Origin of the sequence: Corallococcus exercitus (assembly GCF_042231735.1) — a bacterium.
GTDB lineage: Bacteria > Myxococcota > Myxococcia > Myxococcales > Myxococcaceae > Corallococcus > Corallococcus exercitus_B.
Map to the genome: position 1 here is coordinate 4201933 of NZ_CP102577.1, position 24471 is coordinate 4226403.

22 protein-coding genes are annotated in these 24471 nt (G+C 71.1%); 15 read left to right on the top strand and 7 right to left on the bottom strand.

Annotated elements, in window-relative coordinates; translation table 11 throughout:
* Positions 1-2106, bottom strand: coding sequence for an elongation factor G (gene fusA / locus NR792_RS16170; RefSeq protein WP_375760924.1), 2106 nt, complete (start codon positions 2104-2106; stop codon positions 1-3).
* 524 nt (positions 2107-2630) lie between these two features.
* Between fusA and NR792_RS16175 the strand changes: the two genes are divergently transcribed.
* Together NR792_RS16175 and NR792_RS16180 are read left to right on the top strand one after the other, a co-directional pair.
* Entirely contained in the window at positions 2631-3191 is a 561-nt protein-coding gene (locus tag NR792_RS16175) for a hypothetical protein (RefSeq protein ID WP_375760925.1), read from the top strand.
* Between the two features lie 101 nt (positions 3192-3292).
* Positions 3293-4318 (top strand): prephenate dehydrogenase/arogenate dehydrogenase family protein, encoded by a 1026-nt coding sequence (locus NR792_RS16180; protein ID WP_375760926.1) that lies wholly within the window; start codon positions 3293-3295, stop codon positions 4316-4318.
* A gap of 8 nt (positions 4319-4326) precedes the next feature.
* On the opposite strand, the gene NR792_RS16185 is transcribed toward NR792_RS16180, so the two are convergent.
* Positions 4327-5664, bottom strand: coding sequence for an alpha/beta hydrolase family protein (locus tag NR792_RS16185; RefSeq protein WP_375760927.1), 1338 nt, complete (start codon positions 5662-5664; stop codon positions 4327-4329).
* Between the two features lie 189 nt (positions 5665-5853).
* Here NR792_RS16185 and NR792_RS16190 point away from each other — a divergent pair, with 189 nt between their 5' ends.
* The 3 genes from NR792_RS16190 (at position 5854) to NR792_RS16200 (ending at position 10028) form a co-directional block, all read left to right on the top strand.
* Positions 5854-6408 carry a hypothetical protein gene (locus tag NR792_RS16190; RefSeq protein WP_375760928.1) on the top strand — a complete coding sequence of 185 codons (555 nt, stop codon included), beginning with the start codon at positions 5854-5856 and terminating at the stop codon, positions 6406-6408.
* Positions 6409-6587: 179 nt separating this feature from the next.
* A complete protein-coding gene (locus NR792_RS16195; protein ID WP_375760929.1) occupies positions 6588-7124 on the top strand; it encodes a hypothetical protein in 537 nt (178 codons plus the stop codon).
* A gap of 174 nt (positions 7125-7298) precedes the next feature.
* Entirely contained in the window at positions 7299-10028 is a 2730-nt protein-coding gene (locus NR792_RS16200; RefSeq protein ID WP_375760930.1) for a PQQ-dependent sugar dehydrogenase, read from the top strand.
* A 76-nt stretch (positions 10029-10104) separates the two neighbouring features.
* On the opposite strand, the gene NR792_RS16205 is transcribed toward NR792_RS16200, so the two are convergent.
* Entirely contained in the window at positions 10105-11586 is a 1482-nt protein-coding gene (locus NR792_RS16205) for a hypothetical protein (RefSeq protein WP_375760931.1), read from the bottom strand.
* Between the two features lie 255 nt (positions 11587-11841).
* Here NR792_RS16205 and NR792_RS16210 point away from each other — a divergent pair, with 255 nt between their 5' ends.
* From NR792_RS16210 to NR792_RS16220, 3 genes are all read left to right on the top strand, one after another.
* A complete protein-coding gene (locus NR792_RS16210) occupies positions 11842-14274 on the top strand; it encodes an ABC transporter permease (RefSeq protein WP_375760932.1) in 2433 nt (810 codons plus the stop codon).
* A gap of 281 nt (positions 14275-14555) precedes the next feature.
* Complete coding sequence (locus NR792_RS16215; protein ID WP_375760933.1) at positions 14556-14882, top strand: hypothetical protein; 327 nt, start codon at positions 14556-14558, stop codon at positions 14880-14882.
* A gap of 124 nt (positions 14883-15006) precedes the next feature.
* Positions 15007-15384 carry a hypothetical protein gene (locus NR792_RS16220; protein WP_375760934.1) on the top strand — a complete coding sequence of 126 codons (378 nt, stop codon included), beginning with the start codon at positions 15007-15009 and terminating at the stop codon, positions 15382-15384.
* A gap of 36 nt (positions 15385-15420) precedes the next feature.
* Here NR792_RS16220 and NR792_RS16225 read toward each other — a convergent pair whose 3' ends face one another.
* The 4 genes from NR792_RS16225 to NR792_RS16240 all read right to left on the bottom strand — a co-directional run bounded on the left by NR792_RS16225 (position 15421) and on the right by NR792_RS16240 (position 18227).
* Positions 15421-15585: a hypothetical protein gene (locus tag NR792_RS16225; protein WP_375760935.1), complete on the bottom strand. Its 165-nt coding sequence runs from the start codon at positions 15583-15585 to the stop codon at positions 15421-15423.
* 126 nt (positions 15586-15711) lie between these two features.
* On the bottom strand, positions 15712-16437 hold the full coding sequence (locus NR792_RS16230; RefSeq protein ID WP_375760936.1) for an alpha/beta hydrolase: 726 nt from the start codon (positions 16435-16437) through the stop codon (positions 15712-15714).
* A gap of 140 nt (positions 16438-16577) precedes the next feature.
* Positions 16578-17093 (bottom strand): GNAT family N-acetyltransferase, encoded by a 516-nt coding sequence (locus NR792_RS16235; protein WP_375760937.1) that lies wholly within the window; start codon positions 17091-17093, stop codon positions 16578-16580.
* 18 nt (positions 17094-17111) lie between these two features.
* Positions 17112-18227, bottom strand: coding sequence for an alpha/beta fold hydrolase (locus NR792_RS16240; RefSeq protein WP_375760938.1), 1116 nt, complete (start codon positions 18225-18227; stop codon positions 17112-17114).
* Positions 18228-18537: 310 nt separating this feature from the next.
* On the opposite strand from NR792_RS16240, the gene NR792_RS16245 reads away from it, so the two are divergent.
* From NR792_RS16245 to NR792_RS16275, 7 genes are all read left to right on the top strand, one after another.
* Positions 18538-19389, top strand: a complete 852-nt coding sequence (locus tag NR792_RS16245; RefSeq protein WP_375760939.1) for a hypothetical protein — start codon at positions 18538-18540, stop codon at positions 19387-19389.
* Between the two features lie 190 nt (positions 19390-19579).
* On the top strand, positions 19580-20317 hold the full coding sequence (locus tag NR792_RS16250) for a dienelactone hydrolase family protein (RefSeq protein WP_375760940.1): 738 nt from the start codon (positions 19580-19582) through the stop codon (positions 20315-20317).
* 12 nt (positions 20318-20329) lie between these two features.
* Complete coding sequence (locus NR792_RS16255; RefSeq protein ID WP_375760941.1) at positions 20330-21604, top strand: MFS transporter; 1275 nt, start codon at positions 20330-20332, stop codon at positions 21602-21604.
* Between the two features lie 15 nt (positions 21605-21619).
* Complete coding sequence (locus NR792_RS16260) at positions 21620-23017, top strand: hypothetical protein (RefSeq protein ID WP_375760942.1); 1398 nt, start codon at positions 21620-21622, stop codon at positions 23015-23017.
* A 69-nt stretch (positions 23018-23086) separates the two neighbouring features.
* Entirely contained in the window at positions 23087-23590 is a 504-nt protein-coding gene (locus NR792_RS16265) for a hypothetical protein (RefSeq protein ID WP_375760943.1), read from the top strand.
* A 102-nt stretch (positions 23591-23692) separates the two neighbouring features.
* Positions 23693-24100, top strand: a complete 408-nt coding sequence (locus tag NR792_RS16270) for a hypothetical protein (RefSeq protein ID WP_375760944.1) — start codon at positions 23693-23695, stop codon at positions 24098-24100.
* A 2-nt stretch (positions 24101-24102) separates the two neighbouring features.
* On the top strand, positions 24103-24471 hold the full coding sequence (locus NR792_RS16275) for a DUSAM domain-containing protein (RefSeq protein WP_375760945.1): 369 nt from the start codon (positions 24103-24105) through the stop codon (positions 24469-24471).

Genomic DNA, 24471 nt, shown 5'->3' on the forward strand with positions numbered 1-24471 from the left:
TCACGCCCGCGCCTCGGCGTGGGAGGCGCTGGCGGACTCCGGCACCGGCTCGTACGTCCCCAGGCGCATGCTGACCTGGGCGCGTCCCTGCGTGCGGCCGCGCAGCGCCGTCACGTAGCCGAACAGGCGCGCCATGGGCACACGCGCGGACACGCACCGCGCCGTCCCCTTCGCCTCCATCCCCAGCACCCGTCCCCGCCGCGACGCCAGGTCGCCCAGCACGTCGCCCAGGAACTCCTCCGGCGTCACCACCTCCACCTCCATCACCGGCTCCAGCCCCTGCACGCCCACGCGCCGGGCGGCCTCCTGGAGCGCCAGCGAGCCCGCCACCGCGAACGCCTGCGGCGTGCTGTCCTTCACGTGCGTGTCCCCATCCACCAGCCGCACCTCCACGTCCACCAGCGGCACGCCCTCCCGCACGCCCCTGGCCATGGCGCCGGCCACGCCCTTCTCGATGGCGGGCACCAGCTCGCGGGGGATGGTGCCGCCCTTCGTGGCGTCCACGAAGACGAGCCCCGCCCCTCGCGGCGCCGGCCCCACGTCCAGCACCACGCGCGCGTACTGTCCGGGCCCGCCGGACTGGCGGACGTGGCGGTACTCCTGGCGCACCGCACCCCGCAGCGTGTCGCGGTACGCCACCTTCGGCTGTCCCACGCGCGCCTCCACGCCGAACTCCGTCCTCAACCGGTCCACGACCACCTCCAGGTGCAGCTCACCCATGCCGGACAGCAGCACCTGGCCGCTCTCCGGGTCCACGCCCAGGCGCAGCGACGGGTCCTCCGCCGCCAGCCGTTGCAGGCCCTCCTCCAGCTTCGGAAGCTCCGCGGGGGAGCGCGCCTCCACGGCGAGCTGCACCACGGGCTCCATCACGTTCAACGCCTCCAGCACCACCGGCGCCTCCGGGTCGCACAGCGTGTCGCCCGTGCGCACGCCCTTGAGCCCCAGCGCCGCGCACAGGTCGCCCGCGTGCACCTCCGCCACCTCCTCGCGGCGGTTGGCGTGCATGAACATCAGGCGCCCCACCCGCTCCCTGCGTCCGGTGACGGGGTTGAGCAGGACGGTGCCCGCGCGCAGCGTGCCGGAGTACACCCGCAGGAACACGATGCCGCCCACGGCCTTGTCGCTCATCAGCTTGAACGCCAGGGCGCTGGGAGGACCCGAGTCCGACACGGGACGGCTGACGCGCTCGCCGGTGACGGGCGCAAAGCCCTCCACCACGGCCACGTCCGCGGGGGACGGCAGGTAGCTGACGACCGCATCCAAGAGCATCTGCACTCCCTTCTTCTTGAAGGCCGACCCGCACAGCACCGGCACCAGGGTCCGCGCGAGGGTGCCCGCGCGCAGCGCGCGCTCCAGGTCCTCCACGGTGATGTCCTCCACCCGCCCGTCCACGAACTTCTCCAGCACGCCCTCGTCCACGTCCGCGCAGACCTCAATGAGGCGCATGCGGTACGGCAGCACCGCCTCCACCAGTTCCGGCGGCACGGGCGCGTCGTCGTCGAAGTGGCCGTCGTCGCCCTGGAAGCGCACCATCCGCATGCGCACCAGGTCCACGAGCCCCTGGAAGTCCGCGCCGTCGCCCACGGGCCACTGCACGGCCACCGGGCGCACGCCCAGCCGGTCCACCATGGACTGCACGCTCGCGGCGAAGTCCGCGCCCACCTTGTCCATCTTGTTGATGAACGCGATGCGCGGCACGCCATAGCGGTCCGCCTGACGCCACACCGTCTCCGACTGCGGCTCCACGCCCTGGCTGGCGTCGAACACCGCCACCGCGCCGTCCAGCACGCGCAGCGAGCGCTCCACCTCGATGGTGAAGTCCACGTGGCCCGGCGTGTCCAGGATGTTGATGCGGTGGGGCACGCCCGCCTCCCGCCCGCGGCGCGGCTGCCAGAAGGCCGTCGTCGCCGCGGACGTGATGGTGATGCCGCGCTTCTTCTCCTGCTCCATCCAGTCCATCTCCGTGGAGCCCGTGTGCACCTCTCCCGTGGAGTGGATGCGGCCGGTGAAGAAGAGGACGCGCTCGGTGAGCGTCGTCTTGCCCGCGTCGATGTGGGCCATGATGCCGATGTTGCGGTACCGCTCGATGCGCGTGGTGCGAGGCATGGAAGACTCCCGTTCCCGTCCGGGCAGCGAGGCCCGCGGGTGTGTATTGGATTGAGACGCCGGTTGGATGAGAGGAATCAGCCCGCGGCGGGCCCAGGGCGCGCGAGGACGCACGAGGGCACCGCGGGGACTTTTCGGGCGGAGACGGGGCTCACGGCACGCGGGCAACCAGCCACGGCGCGCACCGGAGGGGTCCGGTCCGCCTGCTCAAATATCGAGCAGAACCTCGTGACGGGGGGCGAGGCGCACGTCCGCCGCCGGCGCGAAGGCGCTCAGGGTCGGCAGGGCATGGAAGGAGACGGGCCTCATGACGCAATAGAAGTAAGACAGACAACCGCGACTGTCAACCTGGCGGGAACCCGCGTGTTTCACGCCCGGAAGCAAATCCCGGAAAAGAATATCCCCCGCGCGCGCCGTACCAGTGGCGGTTGGCGCCAGAAGCCAGCCCCTGACTCCTCCGAGGGGGAAGCCTATGCGCGCTCTTCGCCACCCCCAACGGCTCCACGGGCATCGCGCTGCACCTGGTGCTGGACTCGCAGATCGCCGCCGCGGACGCCATCTCCAACCTGGACACCGGTTGGGTGGGCGTCGATACCATCAAGAGCAAGTACTTCGCGTCGCGCCGGGCGCCCTTCTTCCACTACGCCCTGTTCGCCAACACCTACGGCACGGACGGCGTGCTGGACTACTCGCGTGTGCGCGTCGCGTCCGTCAGCGAGGCGTCCGTCAACGAGGTCTCCGCCTTCGCGCCCATCGCCCCCACCACGGAAGCGGACCTGGCCCACATCGGCGTGCGCATCAACGGCGCGCAGCGCGCCGGCACCGCGAGCGCGAACCTGGACATCAACGGCAGCGGCGCCATCCAGGCCGCGTCCTTCGCGTACAACTTCAACCGCGACTCCGACAGCGTGGACCTCTTCCCCGCGTCACAGCATGACTGGCTGGCGCTGGTGTACGACGGCGCCGGGCAGATTGGCGACGGCTGGCTGGGCACCACCCAGGGCCTGAGCCGCCAGCAGCCCTTCTTCGTCGTCCCTGAGAAGACCGACTCCTGCCTCACGGAGCAGATGCTCTTCAAGCGGTAGTCCCCGGCCTGCCACTCCAGCAGGTCCTCCCCCGCCGGGCCCCTCTTCACGAGGGACCCGGCGGTCGTCCATCCGCCGCGGGCCCGCGTAGACTCCGGCGCATGCCGCATGTCGCCCTCGTCGGATACGGACGTTTTGGACGCGCGCTGGGAACGCTGCTGGAGGCGGTGGGCGTGGAGCACCGCGCCCTGGACCCGGTGGCGGACATCCCGGAGCCGCTTCGCGCGCGCTCGGTGCCGGAGCTGCTGGAGGGCGCGGAGCGGGTGGTGGTGGCGGTGCCGGTGCCCCAGATGCGGGACGTGCTGCGCGCCCTCAAGCCCCACCTGCGGCCGGAGCACCTGGTGCTGGACGTGGGCAGCGTGAAGGTGAAGCCCGTGGAGGCGCTGACGGAGGTGCTGGGCACGGAGGTGCCGTGGGTGGGCACGCATCCCCTCTTCGGTCCCTTGAGCCTGGCGATGGCCGAGCGCCCCATGCGCGTCGTGCTCTGCCCCAACCCGCTGCATCCGGCAGCGGCCCCGCGCGCCCGGCGCTTCTACGAGGCGCTGGGCTGCGAGGTGATTGAGCAGACGCCGGAGGGCCATGACCAGGTGATGGCGCGCACGCACGCCCTCACGTTCTTCGTGGCCAAGGGGATGGTGGACTCCGGCGCGGCGGCGGACGTGCCCTTCGCGCCGGCCAGCTTCAAGGCGCTGTCGCGCACCATCGAGACCGTGCGCGCGGACGCGGGCCACCTCTTCAACGCCATCCAGCAGGAGAACCCCTTCGCGACGGAGGCGCGCGGGCGGCTGCTCGCGGCGCTCCAGGGCATCCACCGGGACCTGCAAGCCGCTCCCTCCGTGGAGGAGCCCAAGGCCTCGGGCGTCGCCGTGCCCGGACTGGAGCCCGCGGTCCCGGCGCCCCGGGAGCCGCGCGAGCACCTCGATGCGCTCGACCGCGAGCTGGTGGAGCTGCTCGCCCGCCGCGAGGAGCTGGCCCGACGTCAGCGCCGCGCGCAGGCGTCCGGGAACGAGCCCGCGCGCACGGAGGCGCTGCTCGCCGTGCGCCGCGCGTGGGCCCGGGAGCTGGGCGCGGATGCACAGGAGGTGGAGGCCGTCTTCCGCGCCGTGCTGGGCAGCGGCCTGCGCTGACCGGGGCGCTAGAGGTACTCGTCCAGCCAGTCGAACATCCGGTGGTTGGCGACGGCCTGCGCGCCCTCCTGGCAGTGCAAGAGCCCCGTGTCCCCAGCGGTGAAGAGCATGTAGTCCTTCGGGCACTCCAGCGCGTCGAAGAGCAGCCGGGCCTGGCCCTGCGAGAACGCCTCGCCGGTGCCGTCCATCACCAGCGTGCGGCAGCGGATGCGGTGGACGACGGGCGTGTTGTCGTACCGGCGCAGCTCGAAGAGCAGGGCCGACGGCGTGCTGACGCCGTGCTTGGACATCGCGTCCTTCATGTACCAGCGGTACAGGAACACCTGCTCCATCAGCTGGGCCATGGCCGCGTCGAAGGCCTGGGGGTCGCTGTCCAGCAGCGGCATCACCTCCGGGAAGTAGCTGTTGAACTGCTCGAAGGACGCCGCGCCCCAGTCGAGGACGCCGGGGTTGGGGATGAGGATCTTGATGCGCCGCTCGAACGCGGCGGCGCGCGGCACCAGGGCGCCGCCCATGCTCCATCCCAGGAGCGCGATGCGCCGCGAGTCCACGCCCGCGATGCACAGCGCGAAGTCCACCACCGGCCGGATGACCTGCTCCCAGTCATGGCGGAAGGGCAGCCCCTGCTCGCGGATGGCCATGCCCTGGCCGGGCGCGTGCACGATGAGGCAGTGGTAGCCCCGCGCGAGCGCCGCGTCGATGACGTACTTGGACTCCTCCGGCCACGCGTCGCGGCCCTGCTGGAAGATGAGCAGCGGCGCGATGCTCCGGGCGCTCGGGGCGCGGAAGAAGTAGCCGGGCAGCGTGGTGCCTTCATACGGGATGCGCACGGGCGTGCCCGGAAGCTTCAGCAGCGGGAGCGCCTTGTTGTAGGCATCCACCGCCTTGCGCCCGGTGGCGACCACGCTGGGGTGGGTGGGTTCGGGGTGGTGGATGAGCGCGGCGCGGTAGTAGTTGGCGGCGCGCAGGTAGGCATTGCCCGCGCTGATGGGATGGCGGCGGGACAGGCTCGTGTCGCCCATGGCGCGGATGCGGTCGGCGGTGCGGACCCACTCGTTGGGCCAGCTCCAGTCATCCCCCGCGACGATGCGGGTCGCGGTGTCCAGCACCTCGCTGATGTCCGCCTGGGCGCTGTAGGTCGCGGCCAGGAAGTGCAGGAGCTGGCTCTCCATGATGGGGTCCGCCATCAGCCCCAGCTCCCACCAGGGCCGGGGCTCCTCGGCGGCGGTGGAGGTCGTGGGCGGCCGTCCCGCCGCGCTGGCCGTGGAGCCCCGGAGGAGCGCGAGCCCCCCGGTCAAGCCCAGGCTGGCCTGGATGAGGGAGCGACGATCCAATGAGATGCCCATGGTCTGTGACCTCCAGCGAAGTGGATGCTGGCGGGTCGAACACCGGGGGGCGGCCCTTCTGTCACCCGGCTCCCTGGTCCCTCATTTTCGTCCGTCACAAACACGCACTGAATTCACGCCGGGGGATTCATGGGTGACATGGCGCTGTTGGTGGACCCAATGCGCTTGATCAACGACTGGAGCCTCTGCATGAAGAAGACCGCACTGCTGACCTGCCTGCTTGGATTGCTGGGAGCGCTCCCGGCCGCCGCCGCTGAGCTCAAGGACGTGTTCGGCAAGGAGGTGCCCATCGGGCAGGGCCGCCCCACCCTGGTGCTGTACGCCAACAAGGGCACGCGGGAGGAGCTGCGCCAGCATGCTTCCCAGTTCCTCTATTCGGTGCGTGAGAAGAAGCCCATCGTCGTCATCCACGTGGACCTGCGCGACGTCCCGGGCCTCTTCAAGGGCATGGCGCGTGGGGAGCTCCGCAAGAGCCACAACGAGTCGCTCACCGCCATGAAGGACCTGTTCCGTGAGAAGGGCGAAGCGCCTCCCCCGGAGCTGGACACGTCGCTCTACATGGTCGCGGACTCCAAGGGCGAACCCCACCAGTCCATGGGCCTGAAGAAGGGCTTCGACCGCGTGTTCGCCCAGGTGCTGAGCACCTCCGGGCAGGAGGTCGCACGAGGCGCCTTCTCGGACGGCGCCCGGAAGCTCAGCCAGGCCATGACCGCGGCGCCCAGCGTGGCGTCCCGCGAGCCGTGAGTTCACGGGGCGTGCACCCCACGCCCCCGCACCGCGTGGGTGGACGGCAAGGCTTGAGGGGATTTACCTTGCTGACGCGCTAGTCTCTTCTTACCTGGAACCCATGGAGATGCATGGGTTTTCAACGGTGAGCGGCGACAGCGCCTGTCAGCCTCATTTCCCCCCCGAGACACTCCCCCATGTTCAAGTTCAAGACGTGCAGCCTCGCCGTGGTGGCCCTTGCGTTCAGCGCCTGTGGTCCCGCGCCGGAGCCCACGGAGCCGGCCCCCGCCGGGAGCGACGTCGCGCAGGTGCGGTCCGAAGTGACGAAGGCCATCCCGGGCACGACGTGCGTGGTCGAAGCGACGACGCCCTACACGTATGACGTGCTGGGCCCCATCAGCGCGCAGGCCTCTGTCTGGGATTGCGAGCAGGACTACCCCATCATCTACGTCTGCTCCACCGTGGAGAAGCGGTCGGTGAGCAGCACGGGCACGGTCACCTGGACGGCGGTGCCGGGCAGCCGCAGTTGCTACCCGGAGACGAACACCGACTTCGGCGGCCAGACGGCGAACGCCACGCCCTACGCGGCGGGTGTCTACCGGCAGCGCGCGCAGGCGGCCATCAAGCTCAACGCCACCACGTGGACCCCGGCGCAGCCGTCCACCTGCGCCACGCTGGCCAGCGATATCCCCTGCAACTTCACCGCGGTGGTCTCCGGCAACAAGACGCTGTAGCCCGTGACGTGAAGCACGACGGACTCCGGGTGAGAAAGGGAGCAGGCGCCTGGGCTCTCCTCACGCCTCCCCGTTTCCACCCGGAGCTGCTCGCCGTGGGCCTGAGGACGGACGCGGTAGGGATTCCTCCACCTGGGGTCCGGCCCCCACTGGGGGTGCGGTAGGTTCGGGGCCATGCGTACCCCCCTCATGGCCTCACTGCTGTTGCTGATGACGTCTTCGCCAGCCCGGGCTGAAGTGCCCGGCTTCGTGGAAACGAGCTATTCGTCCAACCAGCTGACCCCGGCGACGGGCATGGCATGGGCACCGGATGGTTCGGGGCGACTGTTCATCACACTGAAGAACGGCGTCGTGCGCACGGTGGCCCTGAAGGACGGCGAGCTGGAGACGCAGCCGGGCACCTCCACGCTGGTGACCCGCACGTTCGCCACGGAGCCCTCGGTCCACACCAACAGCGAGTGCGGGCTCATCGGCATCGCGTTCGACCCGAACTACGTGGTCAACCGGTACGTCTACTTCTTCGTCACCGTCTCCGCCACCGAGCAGCGCATCGTCCGCTACACGGACTCCAACGGCACGGGCATCGCGCGCACGGAGCTCGTCACGAGGCTGCCCACGAACGGCCAGAACCACGACGGCGGCGGGCTGGGCTTCGGCCCGGACGGCAAGCTCTACTGGGCCATTGGCGACCTGGGCAACGGCAGCGGCGTGGACGCGGACCTGACGTCGATGGCGGCCAAGGTGAGCCGCGCCAACCTGGACGGCTCGCCCGCCAATGACAACCCGCACAACGACGGCGTGGGCCCCAACAACGAATACATCTGGGCGAGCGGCCTGCGCAATCCGTTCACCCTCACGTTCCAGCCCACCAACGGCCGGCTGTGGGTCAACGGCGTGGGCACCACCTACGAGCAGGTCTTCGTCGTGAACCGGCGCAGCCACGCCGGCTACGACGACTACGAGAACAACCAGCCCATTGCCCCCGGCAACGACTACATCACCCCTGTCATCAAGTACCACACCAACGGCGTGGACACGCGCAACCTCACCGCCACCGGCGCGGTGCGCAGCGGGGGCGTCACCACCTTCACCACCCTGGCGGCCCACGGCTTCCGCAAGGGAGAGCGGCTCACCCTGGCGGGCGTGACGGACACGAGCTTCAACGGCACCTTCTACGTCGCCAGCGCCAACAACGCGGCGGGCACCACCACCTTCACGGTGGCCCAGCCGGGCCTGCCGGATGCGAGCAGCGGCGGAGGCTCCGCGACGACGCAGAAGCTGGGCGGCTCCATCACGGGCGGCACCTTCTACGACGCGACCCTCTTCCCGCCGGAGTACCGCGGCAACTACTTCTTCGGTGACTACAACTCCGGCCAGCTGACGCGCGCCACGCTGGCGGCGGATGACTCGGTGGCGACGGTGGACGAGTGGGGGACGGGCTTCGCCTCCAACGTGGACCTGAGCGTGGGGCCGGACGGCGCGCTCTACACGCTTGGACACACCGCCGGCGTCGTGCGGCGCGTGACGCCCGCGGCCACCGGCCAGAAGCTGGTCGTGTCCGGGCTCCACCTGCGCCTGATGGAGGGCGGCCGCGCGGCCTTCACCGTGCGGCTGGCCCAGGAGCCCGCCGCGGCCGTGACGGTGACCGTTGCCCGCGCCACGGGCGGCTCCGAGGACCTGCGCCTCTTGAGCGGGGACACCCTCACCTTCTCTCCAGAGAACTGGAGCGCGCCGCGGGTCATCGTGCTCGAGGCGGCGGAGGACGCGGACGCGGTCGCGGACACCGCCACCTTCACCGTGGCCTCGGAGGGCCTGCAGGCCGAGGCGGTGGTGGCCACCACCATCGACAACAACTCGCCCCGGCTGGTGCTGTCCACCGCCCGGGTCTCCGTGCCCGAAGGCGGCACCGCCCCCTTCACCGTGGCCCTGTCCGGGCGGCCCTCGTCGACCGTCACCGTCACCGTGGCCCCCACCCAGGGAGACGCGGACCTCACCGTGGCCTCCGGGGGCACGCTCACGTTCACCGTGTCCAACTGGAGCACGCCGCGGACCGTCACGCTCCAGGCCGCGCAGGACGCGGACAACGTGAACGGCGTGGCCACCATCACGCTCGCCATGCCGGGCCTGGACGCGCGCACGCTGGAGGCCGTGGAGGCGGACGACGAACCGCTGGCGCCCGCCATCTCCTCCACGCCCGTCACCACCGCGGTGGTGGGGGCCGCGTACCGCTACGACGTGGAGGCGGAGGGCCGTCCGGTGCCTGGCTATTCGCTGGAGGGCACGGTGCCGCAGGGCATGAGCATCGACGCGGCCACCGGCCTCATCACCTGGACGCCTTCCGCGGCGGGCACCGTGGACGTGCGCGTGCGGGCGTCCAATGGCGTGTCGCCTGCCGCGGAGCAGTCCTTCAGCATCACCGCGAAGGCGGATGAGGCGCCGCGCGCCGTCCTCACCCGTCCCACCCAGGGCGAGCGCGTGTCCGGCGCCACGGCGGAGTTCTTCGGCGACTGCGTGGACGACATGGGCTGCACCCGCGCCGAGTTCTACGTGGACGGCACGCTGGAATACACGGACGTCCGTTCCGACAACCACTTCCACTTCGGTGGCGAGCACAACCGCTGGGACACCACGGGCCTGTCGCCGGGCCCGCACACGGTGCGCTTCGTGGTGGTGGACACGAACGGGGTCCCGGCCGAGGCCACGGCGACGGTCTGCGTCGGGGACGGAAGCTGCGAGCCGGACGCCGGCACGGACGCGGGGACCGGTGGCACCGACGCGGGCACGAGCCTCCCTCCGCCCGAGGACGACTCCGGCTGCGGCTGCGGCGCGGCCCCCGTGGCCCCGCTCGCGTGGCTGGCGCTCGTCGCGCTGGCCACCCGGCGCAAGCGGTCGCGCGAGGAATGAGCCGCCGCTGAAACACGAACGGGAGGGCGCCCGGGTGGGACGCCCTCCCGTCGTCAGCGTCAGCGGAGACAGGGCCTCACGGCTTCGCGGGGACGCGCGGCTCCGTGAGGTCGTCGAACTTCGACGGGAAGTGGCTCAGGTCCGTGGCCGTGTCCTGGGCCACGGGGTTGTGACACCCGAAGCAGCCCGCCTTGTTCGCGTTGGACAGGCCGGAGCCGTTCGGGTCGTAGGCCGTGGAGCCTGTCTGCAGGTAGGTCTCCAGCGCGGTGTTCGCGAGGTTCGGGAAGCCCACCGCCGTCTTCTCCGGCACGCCCTGCTTGGGCGACTGGAAGAGGTCGATCCAGAAGTCCTGGTCCGGCGGCTGGGTGCCCTTGGTCCACAGCGTGCCGATGAGCTGGTAGTTGCCCCAGATGCCCGCGAGCTGGGGCCGCAGCGTCGCGTTGAGGCAGGACACGTTGCCGCCGCTGTTGGCGTTCGGGTCGCTGGTGGAGGAGTCCACCACGGCGCAGTTGGCGGCGCTCGCGCCCCCGGCCGGCAGGGCGTCCGTCCGGCAGATGTTCACCTGCTGGAAGCCGGTGCCCACCTTCGGGTCCAGGTTGCACTGCGCGTTGCCGGGGACGACGCCGCAGGTCTTCGTCTCCATCACGCTGGCGGGCGCCGTCGCGGGATTGAAGAACGCCCACGGCGTCCCCAGGGGCGACAGCGGCGCGATGGGCGAGCTGGAGCCCGCCGCGCAGTCCGGCGTGTTGGCGACGTGCTCGAAGGAGGCCCAGACCCATTCCCCGTGCGTGGGGGTCTTCTGCGCGATGTGCAACGCGACGAGCCCCAGGTTGGTCCCCGCGCAGTACATCTGGGAGGAAGGACAGTCATTGCCGGGGAACTGCCGCCAGGCGGACTTCAGCTCCATGGAGCCCGGGTCCGTGCCGTTGCCCCAGGGCAGCCAGAGCTGCGTCGTGTTGCCGCAGGGGGTGAACGGCGCGCTCGGGTCGGTGGGCTGGCAGAACGCGTCGTAGCCGGCCTGCGTGTAGTAGGTGCCGCCGGTGACGAAGTCATACATCGGCTGGTTGAAGCGGAGGTCGTACAGCACGGTGTTGCCCGCGACGTCGACCAGCTCGTCCTGGCCGCTGCCGGCCTGCTTCTGGTCCAGGCGGCTCACCTGGAGCGTCGTGGCGCCGCCAGGGAAGGCGCCCGGCCGGGGCGAGCCATCCGGCTGGAGCATGTTGTACCAGGGCGCGTAGGAGAGGAACCGGGGCTTGCTGGGGGTCACCGGGTCGTTGGGGTCCTGCACCGTCTGGGTGAGGTAGAGGAACTGGTTCCACGCGAAGGTGTGGAAGTCGCAGAACGACTGCTCGGGCAGGGGCACCTCGCCCAGGGGCTGCGGGTTCGCGACGTTGATGCTCGTGCCGTCGCTGAAGGTGCCGGAGCAGAGCGTCTGCGGATCCACCGGCGTGGGCTCCACCGGGTCGTCCTTGCAGTGGAGGGCGGTGCCTCCCAGGGCGACCACCAGGAGGGACTGCGTGAAGCGGCGGACGGCGTGGCGTGAGGGAAGGTGTGGCATGGCGTGCTCCGGAAGGACGGGGGCCGCCGCGTGCCTACGCAAGCCGGGTGCCACGGCGGCGTGAGAGGGGCGGACGGACGCGGCGGCGTTCCCTCGCGTCGCGCGCGCAAGCGCCTGCGTCTGGCGCGAACGCGTGTCCGGATACGGGATGCGGATTCCCAGCGTCGGTCAGGGACGTGGTGCATTCATCCCACCTCTCCCCTGGGCGTGGCTGTCCAGGCCCCGTGGCATGCGCCATGCTCAAGCGTGTCCGACATGGCCTCCCTCCTCCAGGACCTCCGGTTCGCGCTGCGACGGCTGCGCCGCGGCCCCACCTTCACCGTCGTGGCGGTGGCGACGCTGGCGCTGGGCATTGGCGCCAACGTCGCCATCTTCAGCGTGGTGCACGCGGTGCTGCTGCGGCCCTTGCCCCTGCACGACGACGCGCGGCTCGTGCGGCTCTTCAGCGTGGGCCGGCAGGGCCCGGGGCCGACCTCGCCGCCGGACCTGCTGGACCTGCGCGAACAGACGCGGGCCTTCGAGGGGCTCGTCGGCGTGGCGCCCGCGATGGTGACGCTCGGGGCGGACCGCACGGAGGCCTCGCCCATGAAGGTGCAGGCCGGGCTGGTCACGGCCGGGTTCTTCCAGGTGCTGGGGCCCCGCGTGCAGCTGGGCCGCGCGATCCAGACCGGGGATGACGCGCCGGGTGCGCCCCAGGTCGCGGTGTTGTCGCACGCGCTCTGGCAGCGCCGCTTTGGCGGCAGCCCCGACGTGCTGGGCCGCTCGCTGAACCTGGGCGGGCCCCTGCCGTGGACGGTGGTGGGCGTGATGGCGCCGGGGTTCGACTTCCCGTCGCGCGCGGAGCTGTGGACGCCGCTCGTCCAGGACGCGTCCATGACGAAGCCGGAGGCGCGCGGCGCGCACTGGCTGGAGGTGTATGGGCGGCTGGCGCCGGGCGTGAGCCTGGAGAGGGCGCGGGCCGAGGCCTCGGCGGTCGCGCGGAGCCTGGCGGCTCGGTACCCGGCGACGAACGCGGACATGGGCGCGAGCGTGGAGCCGCTGCGCGACGTGCTGCTGGGGCAGGTGCGCCCTTCGTTGTTGTTGATGCTGGGCGCGGTGGGGCTGGTGCTGCTCATCGCGTGCGCCAACCTCATGCACCTGCTGCTGGCGCGGGCCGCGTCGCGCGAGGGGGAGACGTCCGTGCGCCTGGCGTTGGGCGCCAGCCGGGGCCGCATCGCGAGGGAGCTGCTGGTGGAGAGCGCGCTCTTGTCGGTGCTGGGCGGCGTGGCCGGGCTGCTCGCGGCCATGTGGGCGCTGGATGCGCTGGCGGCGTTCGGGCCGCGGGACATTCCGCGCATCGACGAGGTGTCGCTCGACGGCACCGTGCTGGCGTTCACCGCGGGCCTGTCGGTGTTCACCACGCTCCTCTTCGGGCTGGTGCCCGCGTGGCAGACGTCGCGGGTGGAATTGGCGCGCGTGCTGCGGACCACGGGCGAGGGCGCGGGAGGCGCCGCGCACCACCACCGCACCCGCGCGGCGCTCATCGTGGCGGAGACGGCGCTGGCGGTGCTGCTGCTGGTGAGCGCGGGCCTGCTCCTGCGCAGCTTCGTGCACCTGCGGCGCGTCGACCCGGGGTTCCAGTCCGAGGGCGTGCTGACGGTGAAGCTGGACCTGCCGCCCCTCCGCTATGCCTTTGGCAGCGCGGCGCCCGCGGCGTTCTACGACGGGCTCCTCGAACGGCTGCGCGCCCTGCCCGGCGTGGAGGTGGCGGGCGCGGTGAACGCCCTGCCCCTGGAGGGAAAGCGCTGGACGCTCGCGGTGCGCGACCCCCAGCGGCCGGTGCCGCCGGGCACGGAGGCCTGGCAGGCCAGCATCCGCATCATCACGCCGGGGGCGCTGGAGGCGTTGCGCGTGCCGGTGCTTCGCGGCCGGGGACTGCTGCCGGAGGACCGGGGCGCGGGTGGGCGCGCGGTGTTGATCAACGCGGAGGCGGCGCGGCGCTTCTGGCCGGGAGAGGACCCGCTGGGCCGCACCGTGGACACGGACATGGACTGGGGCAACGGCGCCTTCGGGGGCCGGGTGGTGGGGGTGGTGGCGAACCTGGCCATGGAGGGGCTGGCGGCGCCCGCCGCGCCGGAGGTGTACGTGCCCTATGAGCAGACGCGGACCACGGACATGACGCTGGTGCTTCGCACTTCCGGGGAGCCGCTCGCGCTGGCGAAGGCGGTGCGCACGGAGGTCCGGGCGCTGGATGCGAACCTCGCGGTGGGCAGTGTGCGGACGCTGGCGTCGGTGGTGGATGGAACGGTGGCGCCGCTGCGCTTCTATCTCCTGCTGGCGAGCCTCTTCGCGGGGGTGGCGCTGGTGCTGGCGGCGGTGGGGCTCTACGGGGTGGTGGCCTACGCGGTGGTGCAGCGCACGCGCGAGCTGGGCATCCGCATGGCATTGGGCGCGCGTGCGGGCCAGCTCATGGGAATGGTGTTGAGCCACTACCTGCGGCTGACGGCGGTGGGGCTCGTGCTGGGGCTCGGGCTCGCGTGGGGTGCCAGCCGCGCGTTGTCACATCTGCTCAACGGGGTGCTCCCCACGGATCCGCTCACCTATGGATTGGTGGTGGCGGTCCTCGGCGCGGTGGCGTTCCTCGCGGCCCTGCTGCCAGCGCGGAGGGCCGCGAACGTGCCCCCCGCGGTCGTCCTCCGGGCGGACTGAGCCCATGCCCGCCTTGCGACGGACCTGCGCCCTCTTGTTCTTACTGGCCCTGGGATGCGCGGGTCGCCGCCTCTACTACCTGCGCTCCGAGCTGCCCATCCAGGAAGGTCGGTTCGACCTCGCGGTAGCCCCCGGGCCCTGGCCGCACGAGAACATCCCAACCGTCGTATCGGACTCAGACACGATTCCGGATGACCTGGTGCTGCCAACGCTCCGGGCCCTGATGGCCTTGCCGGGAGCAGCGGACGCCTGCGACCCGAACACCGGCGGTCCACGACCGGATGCGGCTGAGCAGTGACGACCTGACCCAATTCCCCGCGGTGAAGATGAGGGACGGGTTGTGGACGATGGTGTCCTATGCGGCGAGCCCGGGCGGACGGCTGGCGCGTGATTCAAGGAACCGGTTGATCCCCGCATGGGCCTGGCTCGCCACGGGCCACAAGGACGAGCCGCGTTTCTACAAGTGGAACCCCGCGGGGGAAGTCTTCCAGTGGAACGAGGACAAGACGCTTTGGGAGTTCCAGGCGAACTGTCGTCCACAGGAGTCCTTCGGCATGCGCAGCCCCCGCATGCTGCTGCCTCGCTGCTCGCCCGAGCTGAAGTGGTAGAAGTTCCCTGGAGCATGTCCCCATGATGAAACTTCCTCACCACGTCCTTCTCATGACGCTCCTGCTGGATGGAGGCACGCCCCCTGCCCCTTCCGGCACCGCAGCGAGAGATGGGGGCAGCCCCGTGTCCTCCGTCGTGGCGGCAAGCGCCGACGGAGGCGCCACCCCGCGCGCGCCTCTCGTCGCGGAGGGGATTGAGTGGCCTGAGGACCTGCGCCCCCTGGCAACATTGGATGGCCCGGCGATTCTCGCCGCACATGCGGCCCTGCAGCGGCTGCTGGCGAGCTTTCCCAAGGAGTATGCGAAGGACTGTTCGTATACCGCCAGGGCCATGGAGGTCTCCGTCGCCCAGCATGGCGGTCTGTATTTCGTGCAGCTCAACCGGCGCGTCGAGAAGTGCGGCTGGGCTGCACCTGGATTCAACCCCTCCGGGCACTGGTACGAACTGTATGCCGTATCGCCGGAGGGGAAGGTCCTGGCGCGGTACCCCTACCATCCCTGAGAGGGGCACCTGGGCCGTATGACAGGGCGGGCCACGTCAGGCCTTGGTGGAGTGGTTGCCGCGCAGCTTTCCGCCCTTCTTCTCCGAGGAGTCCGCGCGCGACACCTTGGGGACCTTGTTTCGGCCCTTGCCCGTGCGGCCCGTCGCCTTGGATGCCTCGGTCTGCATCTTCTTCGCCTTGCCTGCCTTGACGCCTGCCATGGTCGGTTCCCTCCAGGACTGGGCGCGAAAGGCGCCCTGAAGGAAAGCTGGCACCGGAGGGCGTGCGACGACACCCCGGGCCTCGCCCGGCCGGAAGCTCCTGGAGCAGCGGACGAGCCCCATGCGTCACGCGTCCTCCAGCCACCACCGCACGGCCTCGTGCCGCTGGTCGTCCGGGACGACGTGGGGCCCGTCGAACTCGCGGTAGTGCACCGTGTAGCCGCCATGCCCCAGTTCCCTGGCGAGCCAGCGGCCGCACTGCCCGATGGGGAGCACCCGGTCCTCTTTCCCATGACAGATGAAGAGGCGAGGCATCCCCACCTGCACCGGCGGCGCGGCGAAGCCCGGTGAGAACGCGAGGACGTGCGTGAAGAGGTCCCCGTTGGCCAGCCCCAGCGTGAGCGCGTACGACGCCCCGTCGGAGAAGCCGCCAATGGCCACCCGGTCCGGATCCACCGCGTAACGCTCGAAGACGTGCGCGAGCGCCCGGTCGATGACGCGCACGTCCGGCCCGAAGCCACCCGCGATGACGTCCCAGGTGGGCCCCTGCGAGCGCGGTGACACGAGGAGCAGGTTCGCCGCGTCCGCCAGCGGCGACAGCAGCTCCAGCCCGAACCGGGCGGTCCCCCCCGCGCCATGGAGCAGCACCGCGAGTGCCACCGGCTCCTCCGGGCGGTAGCCTTGCGGCACGTGGAGCAGGGTCTCGTGGCCCGGGCCCACGCTGAGCGGGTGCGTGCCCGCCGGCGCCGCCTGCTCCCGGGGCGCTCCCGGCCGCGCGCTCAACCGCCCCGAACGGGCAGCGCGGGAGACCCCGCCCCCCGGCTCCACCTGTGGCCCGCTCCTGTCATCCATTGGCTGGGTCCTCCTCGCGCGCGCCTCCCTGGAGAATCTAGGGCGCCTCCCCTGCCCTTGCGTCCGGGCCCCGGCATTCCCGGGCCAAGGGAGCCAGCAGCCGGCCGCAAGTTCCAGGGGCCCGCCTGCCCCGTGAAGGGCTACGGAGCGAGTCGCTTGAAGAAGAGGACCGTGGGGTGCAGCTCACCGTCGGTGTGCCGCGCCCAGTCCGGAATCTCTCCGGCGCGCTGCCATTGGCAGTGCTGGTAGACGGCCTCCGCCTTCGAGCCCGCCAGCGTGTCGAGCACCAGCAGGGTGCGCCCCTGTCCCCGGGCGAACTGCTCGACCTCCTGGAGCAGCCGTGACGCGAGCCCCCGCCCCCGGGCCCGCGAGTGCACGAGCAGCTTCTGCACCTCCGCGCGGTGCAGCCCGTTGGGACGCAGGGACGGCGCGAGCTGCACGGTGCCGTCGATGCGGCCGTCCACCTCCGCGACCCAGAGCACCAGCCCCGGGCCCAGCGCCGCGAGGACGCCCCGCCAGTACTCCTCCGCCGCGTCCAGGGAGAGCGGCGGCAGGAAGCCCACCGACGCGCCTCCTTCGACGGAATCGACGAGCAGCTCGGCCAGGGCCTGCCGCTCCCCGGGGGTCGCCTGTTCGAGTCTCCGGATGGAAATCATTCCCGCCAGTCTAACGGCTCACGGCTGGACCGGCTTCGGGGGCTTCGGCGCGGGGGTGACGCGGGCGCCGGTGAAGCGCAGCAGCTCGTCCATGAGGACGCGGCGGCCCCGCTCCGGCCGCTCCAGGTGCACGAAGTGCGTCGCGCCCGGCAGCACCACGGCCTTCACGCTGGCCGCGTGGTGCAGGTGCTCCTGGAGGCGCGTGACGTCCTCCGGCCGGCTCCAGAAGTCGTTCTCCGCGCGCACGAGGAGCACCTTCGCCGTGATGGAGGCCCCGTCCCAGAGCTGCCGGCCCGTGGCCAGGTAGAAGCTGTCCTCCAGCGCCCCGGACGGCGCCCGGAAGGCGAACGGCGTGCGCGAAGGCCCCAGCGGATCACTCGCGAGCGCCTCGCGCTGGAAGGACGCGGCCACCTCCGGGTCGCGCCACTTCGCCCGCTCCGCCTCCTCCGCCGGCAGCTGCCGGTCCCACACCGCCATCAGCGACGCGCCCGTGTTCCACCGGTAGGCGCCCATGCCCTCCGCGTTGAACCGGCCCGGCCGCTTGGGGTCCTCGAAGTCCGTGCCCTTCCCCAGCAGCTTGTGCTCCGCGCTCCCGGCGTACAGCGCGTTGAGCATCACCAGGTGGCTGACGTTGTCCGGATGGAGGCTGGCGTACATGCCCGCCCAGTGCCCTCCGGTGGCCCACCCCACCAGCCCCACGCGGCGCTGGCCCGTGCGCGCCTTCACCCAGGCCACCACCGCGTGCACGTCCTGGACGACCTCGTGAGAGCCCACCAGGGGCCGGCCCTTCGCGGGCGTGCTCATGGCCAGGGGCCGCGTGGAGCCGCCATAGCCGCGCGCGTCCAGGAGGTACACGGCGTGCCCCGCGCGAGCGAGCTCCGCCGCGATGGAGCCGCCCTCCACGGGCAGGTCGAACGAGGCGCGCCCCGGCACCCGCGCGCCGTGCAGGAAGACGAGCGGCGGAAGGTTCGCCACCTGCATGCCGGAGTCCTTCACCTCGCGGACGGACACCTCGATGCCCTCCTCCGACGGCACCAGGAACTCCGCGCGCGTCACCTCCGCCCCCGCGCCCGCGCCCCACAGCACGCCCAGCAGCACCAGGGTCCGGACCACGGCCGCGCCTTCGCGATGCATGCCCACCTTGCCCTCCCGCTTCCGTCGGTTGCGCAGGCGATCCTGCCAGGAGGCCCGCACGGACACACCTCCCGGCGAAGGCCCCCCGTGCAACTCTTGCCGTCCGTGCAAGCCTTGCCAGCCCCCAGGAGCCGGGGACACGCAAGGCTTGCCGTGCCTCGCGGCCCGCGCCGACGCGCCCCCTGGAGCGAGGCGTTGGCATCCCGGTTGCTCATGCACCGTCACGTTCCCCGCTGGCGACCCGGCCGGGACGAACCCCGGCCAGCAGACGCATCGCTGGCATTTCCCGAACGCAGAACGGAGAAACGTCATGTCCAAGAATCACTTCGCGCGGAAGCTCTTCCTGGCGGCGCCCCTGTGCCTCTTCGCGGTGGGCTGTGGTGGCGACCCGATGATGGACGAGGCCGCGGCGAACGCGGCCGTCACGGAGGCCGCCGCCCCGGCCGCCCCGGAGGATGCGTCCCTGGCGACGAGCGAGCAGGGTGTCGCCCTGGGCGGGACCTACTGGTGGGGCACCGCCGCCAATGGCCTGACCTCCACGGCCATCGGGACCTCCACCAACCGGACCTGCTTCCTGACCGGCGTCCAGGGCAACCTGAAGGGCACCAGCTGGGCCGGCGTGGGCGTGTTCCAGTACGCGGGCAACTGGGAGATCTTCGTCAACCAGAGCAACGGCAAGGCGCTGAGTTCGGGCGTGCAGTGCATCAACACCGCCACCAACCGGACCCCGGAAGTCTCCTGGTACGACGGCCAGGCGGCGAAGCTGCTGGGCGCGGTGACCGCGGACCGCCGCTGCTTCCTCACGCAGGTGGAGGCCGCCGGCGGCTTCACGGCCAACGCCGACTACGCCCGCGTCTGGAATGACGGCTACAACTGGTACCTGGGCGGCAACCTGGGCGCGGCCGGTGGCGCGCGCGCCGTCTGCGTGGATGTTCCCTCGGACGCGGGCGGCTGGCTGTGGATCGCCGGCAACCCGGGCAGCTTCACGCACAACCTGGCCTACAACCCGGGGGGCGTGGCCTGCATGCTGTCCGGCATCGGTGGCAACTTCAGCACCAGCAACTACACCGACGGCGTGTCCATCGACTACAACAGCGGCACCCGCTACTGGGAGATGACCGTCAGCAACAGCAAGCGCGGCTGGGGCAACTGCGTCAAGTAGTCGCGCGGCGCTGAAGACGGGAGGCCGGGCTCCAGGGGGAGGCCCGGCCTTCCGGCTCGCGAAGGGAAGCAAGTGTCCGTTTCGCACGGGGAGGTGGGGGCCCGGCGCGAAACGGATGGCGCATCGCCAGCGCGTGTGGTGTCACTTCCCGCCTGGGCGCATGCACCGCCCGCTGGAGGTCACCCACGCCATGCAGGACGTCGACATCAAGACCGCGGATGGAGTGATGGACGCGAAGCTGTTCCAGCCGGAAGGCTCGGGGCCGTGGCCCGCGGTCATCATGCTGACGGATGCCTTTGGCGTCCGCCCTGTCTTCGAGGAGATGGCCCGGCGCCTGGCGAAGGCCGGCTTCGTGGTGCTGCTGCCCAACGTGTTCTACCGGGAAGCCCCCGCGTCGAAGCTGGAGCTCAAGGGCACCTTCCATGACGAGTCCTTCCGCAAGCGCGTCTACGCCCTCATCGGCACGCTGACGCCGGAGCGCCTGAAGGCGGACGCGGGCGCCGAGCTGGACTTCCTCTTCCGCCAGCCCTCCGTGAAGGGTCCGAAGGCGGGCGTGGCCGGCTACTGCTTCAGCGGCGGCCTCGCCGTGCGCATGGGCGCGGACTTCCCGGACCGCATCGCCGCGGTGGCGTCGTCCCACGGCGGACGGCTGGCCACGGACTCGCCCGACAGCCCCCACCGCCTGGTGAACCAGGTGAAGGGCGAGCTGTACTTCGGCCACGCGGACCAGGACAACGCCATGCCCGCGGACGCCATCCGCACGCTGGAGGCGGCGCTGAAGGACGCGGGCGTGACGCACCGCTCGGAGCTCTACCCCGGCGCGATTCATGGCTACGCGGTGCCGGGCACGCCCCAGTTCAACGCGGAGGTCGCGGAGACGCACTGGAGCCGGCTCCTGGACCTGTTCGGCCGCACGCTGAAGGCCTGAGCCCAGAGCCCGATGTCTCCCTTGCGGCAGCGGCTGCGCTCCATCTTCGGCGGCTCGGTGGGCAACCTCATCGAGTGGTACGACTTCTACGTCTACTCGGCGTTCTCGCTGTACTTCGCGCAGGCGTTCTTCCCGGACGCGGATCCGCTGGTCCAGCAGCTCAACACCGCCGGGGTGTTCGCGCTGGGCTTCCTCATCCGGCCGGTGGGCGGCTGGCTGATGGGGCTCTACGCGGACCTGAGGGGCCGCAGGTCCGCGCTGACGTTGTCCGTCACGCTGATGTGCCTGGGCTCGCTGGTCATCGCCGTGTGCCCCACGTACGCGCGCATCGGCGTGGCGGCGCCCGTCGTGCTGATGCTCGCGCGGCTGCTCCAGGGGCTCTCCCTGGGCGGCGAGTACGGCACCAGCGCCACCTACCTGAGCGAGGTGGCCACCTCCCGCCACCGGGGCTTCTACAGCTCCTTCCAGTACGTCACGCTCATCCTGGGACAATTGCTGGCCACGCTGACGCTGCTGGTGTTGCAGCGGCGGGTCCTGACGGGCCCGCAGCTGGAGGCGTGGGGCTGGCGCATCCCGTTTGGCATTGGCGCGGCGCTGGCCATCTTCGGCTTCTACATGCGGCGCAACATGGTGGAGACGGAGGCCTTCACCCGCGAGGCGGCGAAGAAGTCCGGGCACGGCCCCATGCAGGAGCTGTTGCGCCACCCGAAGGAGATCGCCGTCGTGGTGGGGCTCACCATGGGTGGGACGCTCGCCTTCTACACGTACACCGTCTACATGCAGAAGTTCCTGGTGAACTCCGTGGGGCTGACGAGGGACGAGGCCACGCTCATCTCCGCGGGCTCGCTGTTCCTCTACATGCTGCTCCAGCCGGTGCTCGGCTACGTCTCCGACAAGGTGGGCCGCAGGCCGGTGCTGATGGGGTTCGGCATCCTGGGCACGCTGTGCACCGTGCCGCTGCTCACCGCGCTGACCCGGACGCGGGACGCCTTCACCGCGTTCATGCTGGTGCTCGCCGCGCTGGTCATCCTCTCCGGCTACACGTCCATCAACGCGGTGGTGAAGGCGGAGCTGTTCCCCGCGCGCATCCGGGCGCTGGGCGTGGGGCTGCCCTACGCGCTGACGGTGTCCCTCTTCGGCGGCACCGCGGAGTACGTGGGCACGCGCCTGAAGCTGGCCGGGCACGAGGCGTGGTTCTTCTGGTACGTCACGGCCTGCATCTTCTGCTCGCTGCTCGTCTACACCGTGATGCCGGACACCCAGCGGCACAGCCGCATCGACACGTGATAGACGCGCGCGTCCATGACGGCTCCACTCCTGACGCTGCCCCTGCTGCTCCTGCTGGGGCAGGCCCCTGAACCTACACCCACCGAAGCGCCCTTCCAGGCGCGGCTGTCGTTCTACGCCTTCGACGAGGACGTCGACACCGACGGCTCGAACACGTCCTTCCACGCGGCGCTGGAAGGCCATACGCCGGAGCTCGCGTCGGGCCTGCGCGCGGAAGCCACGCTGTCGTTCTTCCTGGCCACGGCCCTGAGCCAGGGCATTGCCTTGCAGGACTTCGGCAGCAACCTCCGGCTGCGCTACCGGCCCTCCAGCTGGGAGGCCGGAGAGGGATGGGTCGTGGCGGTCCACCCCATCACCACGTCCCGGCTCTACATGGGCTTCACCTACCCGGTGACCTGGGAGCGGACGGCCTTCCCCCGCCACAGCGGGACCGAGTCCGCGCTGGAGCTGCGCCTGTCGCGGCGGCGGTGGGACGCCTTCGTGGCGCTCAAGTCCGCCAACGTGCTCGATGAGCTGGCGCTGGAGGCCTCACGGCGCTACTCGCTGCTCGCGGGCGGCTTCCTGGACGTCACCCCCGAGCTGCGGCTGGCCGCGAAGGGCACCGTGCTCAACCGGGGGCAGGTCCCCGGCGCCGCGACCCAGGGCGTCGAGCTGCACGTCCCCGTGCGAGGAGCCTCGCTGGGCGCGCTCTGGCACCGGGGCGAGCCCGTGGGGAACAACGTCGACCTGACGCTCTACACGGGCGACCCGACCTTCTTCGAGCGCTTCTTCCAGCCGGAGACGTACCCGGGGGGCTTCAGCGCCTCCGTGTCGCTGGAAGGCAGCCTCGTGTCGCAGGGCCTGGTGGATCCGGAGACCGCGCCGCCCCAGGGACGCACGCAGACGTCGGGGGCGGGAGCCATGGAGGCGCGGGTGAAGCAGGGCTTCTGGCGGGCGCACGCGCTGGCCTACGTCCGCACGCCGGGTTTCATCCAGGTCGACGCACCCGGGTTCCCCCCGTACCAGGACTTCCCGAGCGATACGGAGAAGCGCGCGGAGGTGTCCGGCACGCTGAGCAGCGATTACCACCTCCAGGACTGGGGGCTGACGCCCGGGCTGCTCGTGCGCGTCACCCGGCCCGCATCGCTGGGGAACGTGTTCGTGGGCATTCCGGGCAACACCTCCACCGCCGTGTTCCAGGGGCCCAACAGGTTCACCCTCCTCCCCGAAGGCGTGGACCCGAAGCTGGTGGTGACGGCGAAGGCCACGGCCCGCTGGGACCTGGAGACGGTGGCCGGCGTGCTGGCGGAGGTCTCCTACACGCACGACCCGAACCAGACCACCTTCGAGGACGACGAGACCGGCGTCGGCGAGCCCGTCCTCCAGCCCGCCAATGAGGTGGGCGTCAACGTGCTGCTCCAGGCCCGCTTCTGACGCCAGGAGTCAGCAGGGGGTGATTGGCGTCCGCGCAAGGCCGGGTGAGAGGATGGCGCTCCGCCCATCATGCGCACCGCCACCGCCCGTCCCCTCCCCGAGGCCGTCGTCCCCGAGTCCACCGTCATTCCCGAGGCCCAGGCCCAGGTCCAGCCCGCGGCCCGGCTCATGGCCCACGCCGGGGCCTGGCTGATGCTGGTGGGGCTGCTCACCGGCGGCTACGTCTCCGCGGCGATGACGGGCAAGGTGCCGGCGGATCCGCACATGGCGCTCGCCGCGCACCTGAACGCGCTGATGGGGACGTTCTTCCTGCTGGGCGTCGCGTGGACGCTGCCCATGCTGCGCTACGGCCCCGTGGGGCAGCGCCGGCTGGCCTGGGCGGTCATCGTCGCCAACTGGGCCAACTGGGGCATCACCTGCGTGAAGGCGTGGCTGCGGGTGTCCGGCGTGGACCTCATCGGACAGCCCGTGAACGACGCCGTCTTCGGCGCGCTCACCCTGTCGGTGGTGATTCCCGCACTCGTCGCCGCCGGCGCATGGGTGTATGGCTTTCGCCGCGCCGGAGCACGCTGACCTCAGAAGGCCGTACGGCCCTGGACTCCCTCTTGCGAGGGATGGAGGCCAGACAGAATCAGCTCTAAGCAGTGACAGATGTATGCGAGGAACATTCAAGCCTTGGGCATCTGGGTTCTGGCCACGCTCTCGCTGGCCAGTGTGAGCTGTAGCGGCGGCGCGCATGCCCAGGTCAGCGATACCCAACCCAGCGCCACTGCGGTGTATCTGGCCCAGGCGCAGTGCGGCCCCAACGACTCTTCCATCAGCTGCTGCGTGAAGACACACCCGGGCAATCCCGCTCGTTGTGGGGCGACGGACCTGGAGGCGGAGGACATCCTCCTCTTCGCAAGGGCCGCGGAGGAGCTCTCCCGGGACCTTCCGGAGTGGAAGCGCATCTGCCTGGAAACCTACGTGCAATGTCAGGAGGACCACTGGACGGGGTCCTGCTACGACTGCTTCAGGTACTGCGAGGGACAGCGGGGCGAGTGGCCGGACGACAGCTGCCGTCCGAAGAGGAAGAGGCGCTGAGCATGTCCGAGGACATCAACTGGGATGAAGTGCGCGCCCTCGCAGCCCGCGTGGAGGCGGGCGAGGCGTTGGTGCTCACTCCGGACGTGCGTGAGCTGCTGCTGCGCACGGCGCGCGAGGTGGCCATCCCCGATGCCGACGCACAGGCAGCCATCCAGGACGTCACCACCGCGACGGCCCTGCTCCGCGAGGAGCGCGGGCGGATCCGCGGCGGCTCCATGCGGATGATGGCAGCAAGGTCCGAAGTCCGAAAGCTTCGGCAGGCGGGCGATACCGCAGGCGCCCGGAAGGTGATGGAGGACCTGCTCGCCGTGGAGGTAGTGCCGCTCTACCGCGAGCTGGCGGAGATAGCGCTGGAGGATCTGGACTGA

Bases quoted from the DNA above. Each gene is read 5' to 3' on its own strand.
- fusA (WP_375760924.1), bottom strand. From the start codon at position 2,106: ATGCCTCGCACCACGCGCATCGAGCGGTACCGCAACATCGGCATCATG.
- NR792_RS16180 (WP_375760926.1), top strand. From the start codon at position 3,293: ATGCCGCATGTCGCCCTCGTCGGATACGGACGTTTTGGACGCGCGCTG.
- NR792_RS16185 (WP_375760927.1), bottom strand. From the start codon at position 5,664: ATGGGCATCTCATTGGATCGTCGCTCCCTCATCCAGGCCAGCCTGGGC.
- NR792_RS16190 (WP_375760928.1), top strand. From the start codon at position 5,854: ATGAAGAAGACCGCACTGCTGACCTGCCTGCTTGGATTGCTGGGAGCG.
- NR792_RS16195 (WP_375760929.1), top strand. From the start codon at position 6,588: ATGTTCAAGTTCAAGACGTGCAGCCTCGCCGTGGTGGCCCTTGCGTTC.
- NR792_RS16200 (WP_375760930.1), top strand. From the start codon at position 7,299: ATGCGTACCCCCCTCATGGCCTCACTGCTGTTGCTGATGACGTCTTCG.
- NR792_RS16205 (WP_375760931.1), bottom strand. From the start codon at position 11,586: ATGCCACACCTTCCCTCACGCCACGCCGTCCGCCGCTTCACGCAGTCC.
- NR792_RS16210 (WP_375760932.1), top strand. From the start codon at position 11,842: ATGGCCTCCCTCCTCCAGGACCTCCGGTTCGCGCTGCGACGGCTGCGC.
- NR792_RS16215 (WP_375760933.1), top strand. From the start codon at position 14,556: ATGCGGCTGAGCAGTGACGACCTGACCCAATTCCCCGCGGTGAAGATG.
- NR792_RS16225 (WP_375760935.1), bottom strand. From the start codon at position 15,585: ATGGCAGGCGTCAAGGCAGGCAAGGCGAAGAAGATGCAGACCGAGGCA.
- NR792_RS16230 (WP_375760936.1), bottom strand. From the start codon at position 16,437: ATGGATGACAGGAGCGGGCCACAGGTGGAGCCGGGGGGCGGGGTCTCC.
- NR792_RS16235 (WP_375760937.1), bottom strand. From the start codon at position 17,093: ATGATTTCCATCCGGAGACTCGAACAGGCGACCCCCGGGGAGCGGCAG.
- NR792_RS16240 (WP_375760938.1), bottom strand. From the start codon at position 18,227: ATGCATCGCGAAGGCGCGGCCGTGGTCCGGACCCTGGTGCTGCTGGGC.
- NR792_RS16245 (WP_375760939.1), top strand. From the start codon at position 18,538: ATGTCCAAGAATCACTTCGCGCGGAAGCTCTTCCTGGCGGCGCCCCTG.
- NR792_RS16250 (WP_375760940.1), top strand. From the start codon at position 19,580: ATGCAGGACGTCGACATCAAGACCGCGGATGGAGTGATGGACGCGAAG.
- NR792_RS16255 (WP_375760941.1), top strand. From the start codon at position 20,330: ATGTCTCCCTTGCGGCAGCGGCTGCGCTCCATCTTCGGCGGCTCGGTG.
- NR792_RS16260 (WP_375760942.1), top strand. From the start codon at position 21,620: ATGACGGCTCCACTCCTGACGCTGCCCCTGCTGCTCCTGCTGGGGCAG.
- NR792_RS16265 (WP_375760943.1), top strand. From the start codon at position 23,087: ATGCGCACCGCCACCGCCCGTCCCCTCCCCGAGGCCGTCGTCCCCGAG.
- NR792_RS16275 (WP_375760945.1), top strand. From the start codon at position 24,103: ATGTCCGAGGACATCAACTGGGATGAAGTGCGCGCCCTCGCAGCCCGC.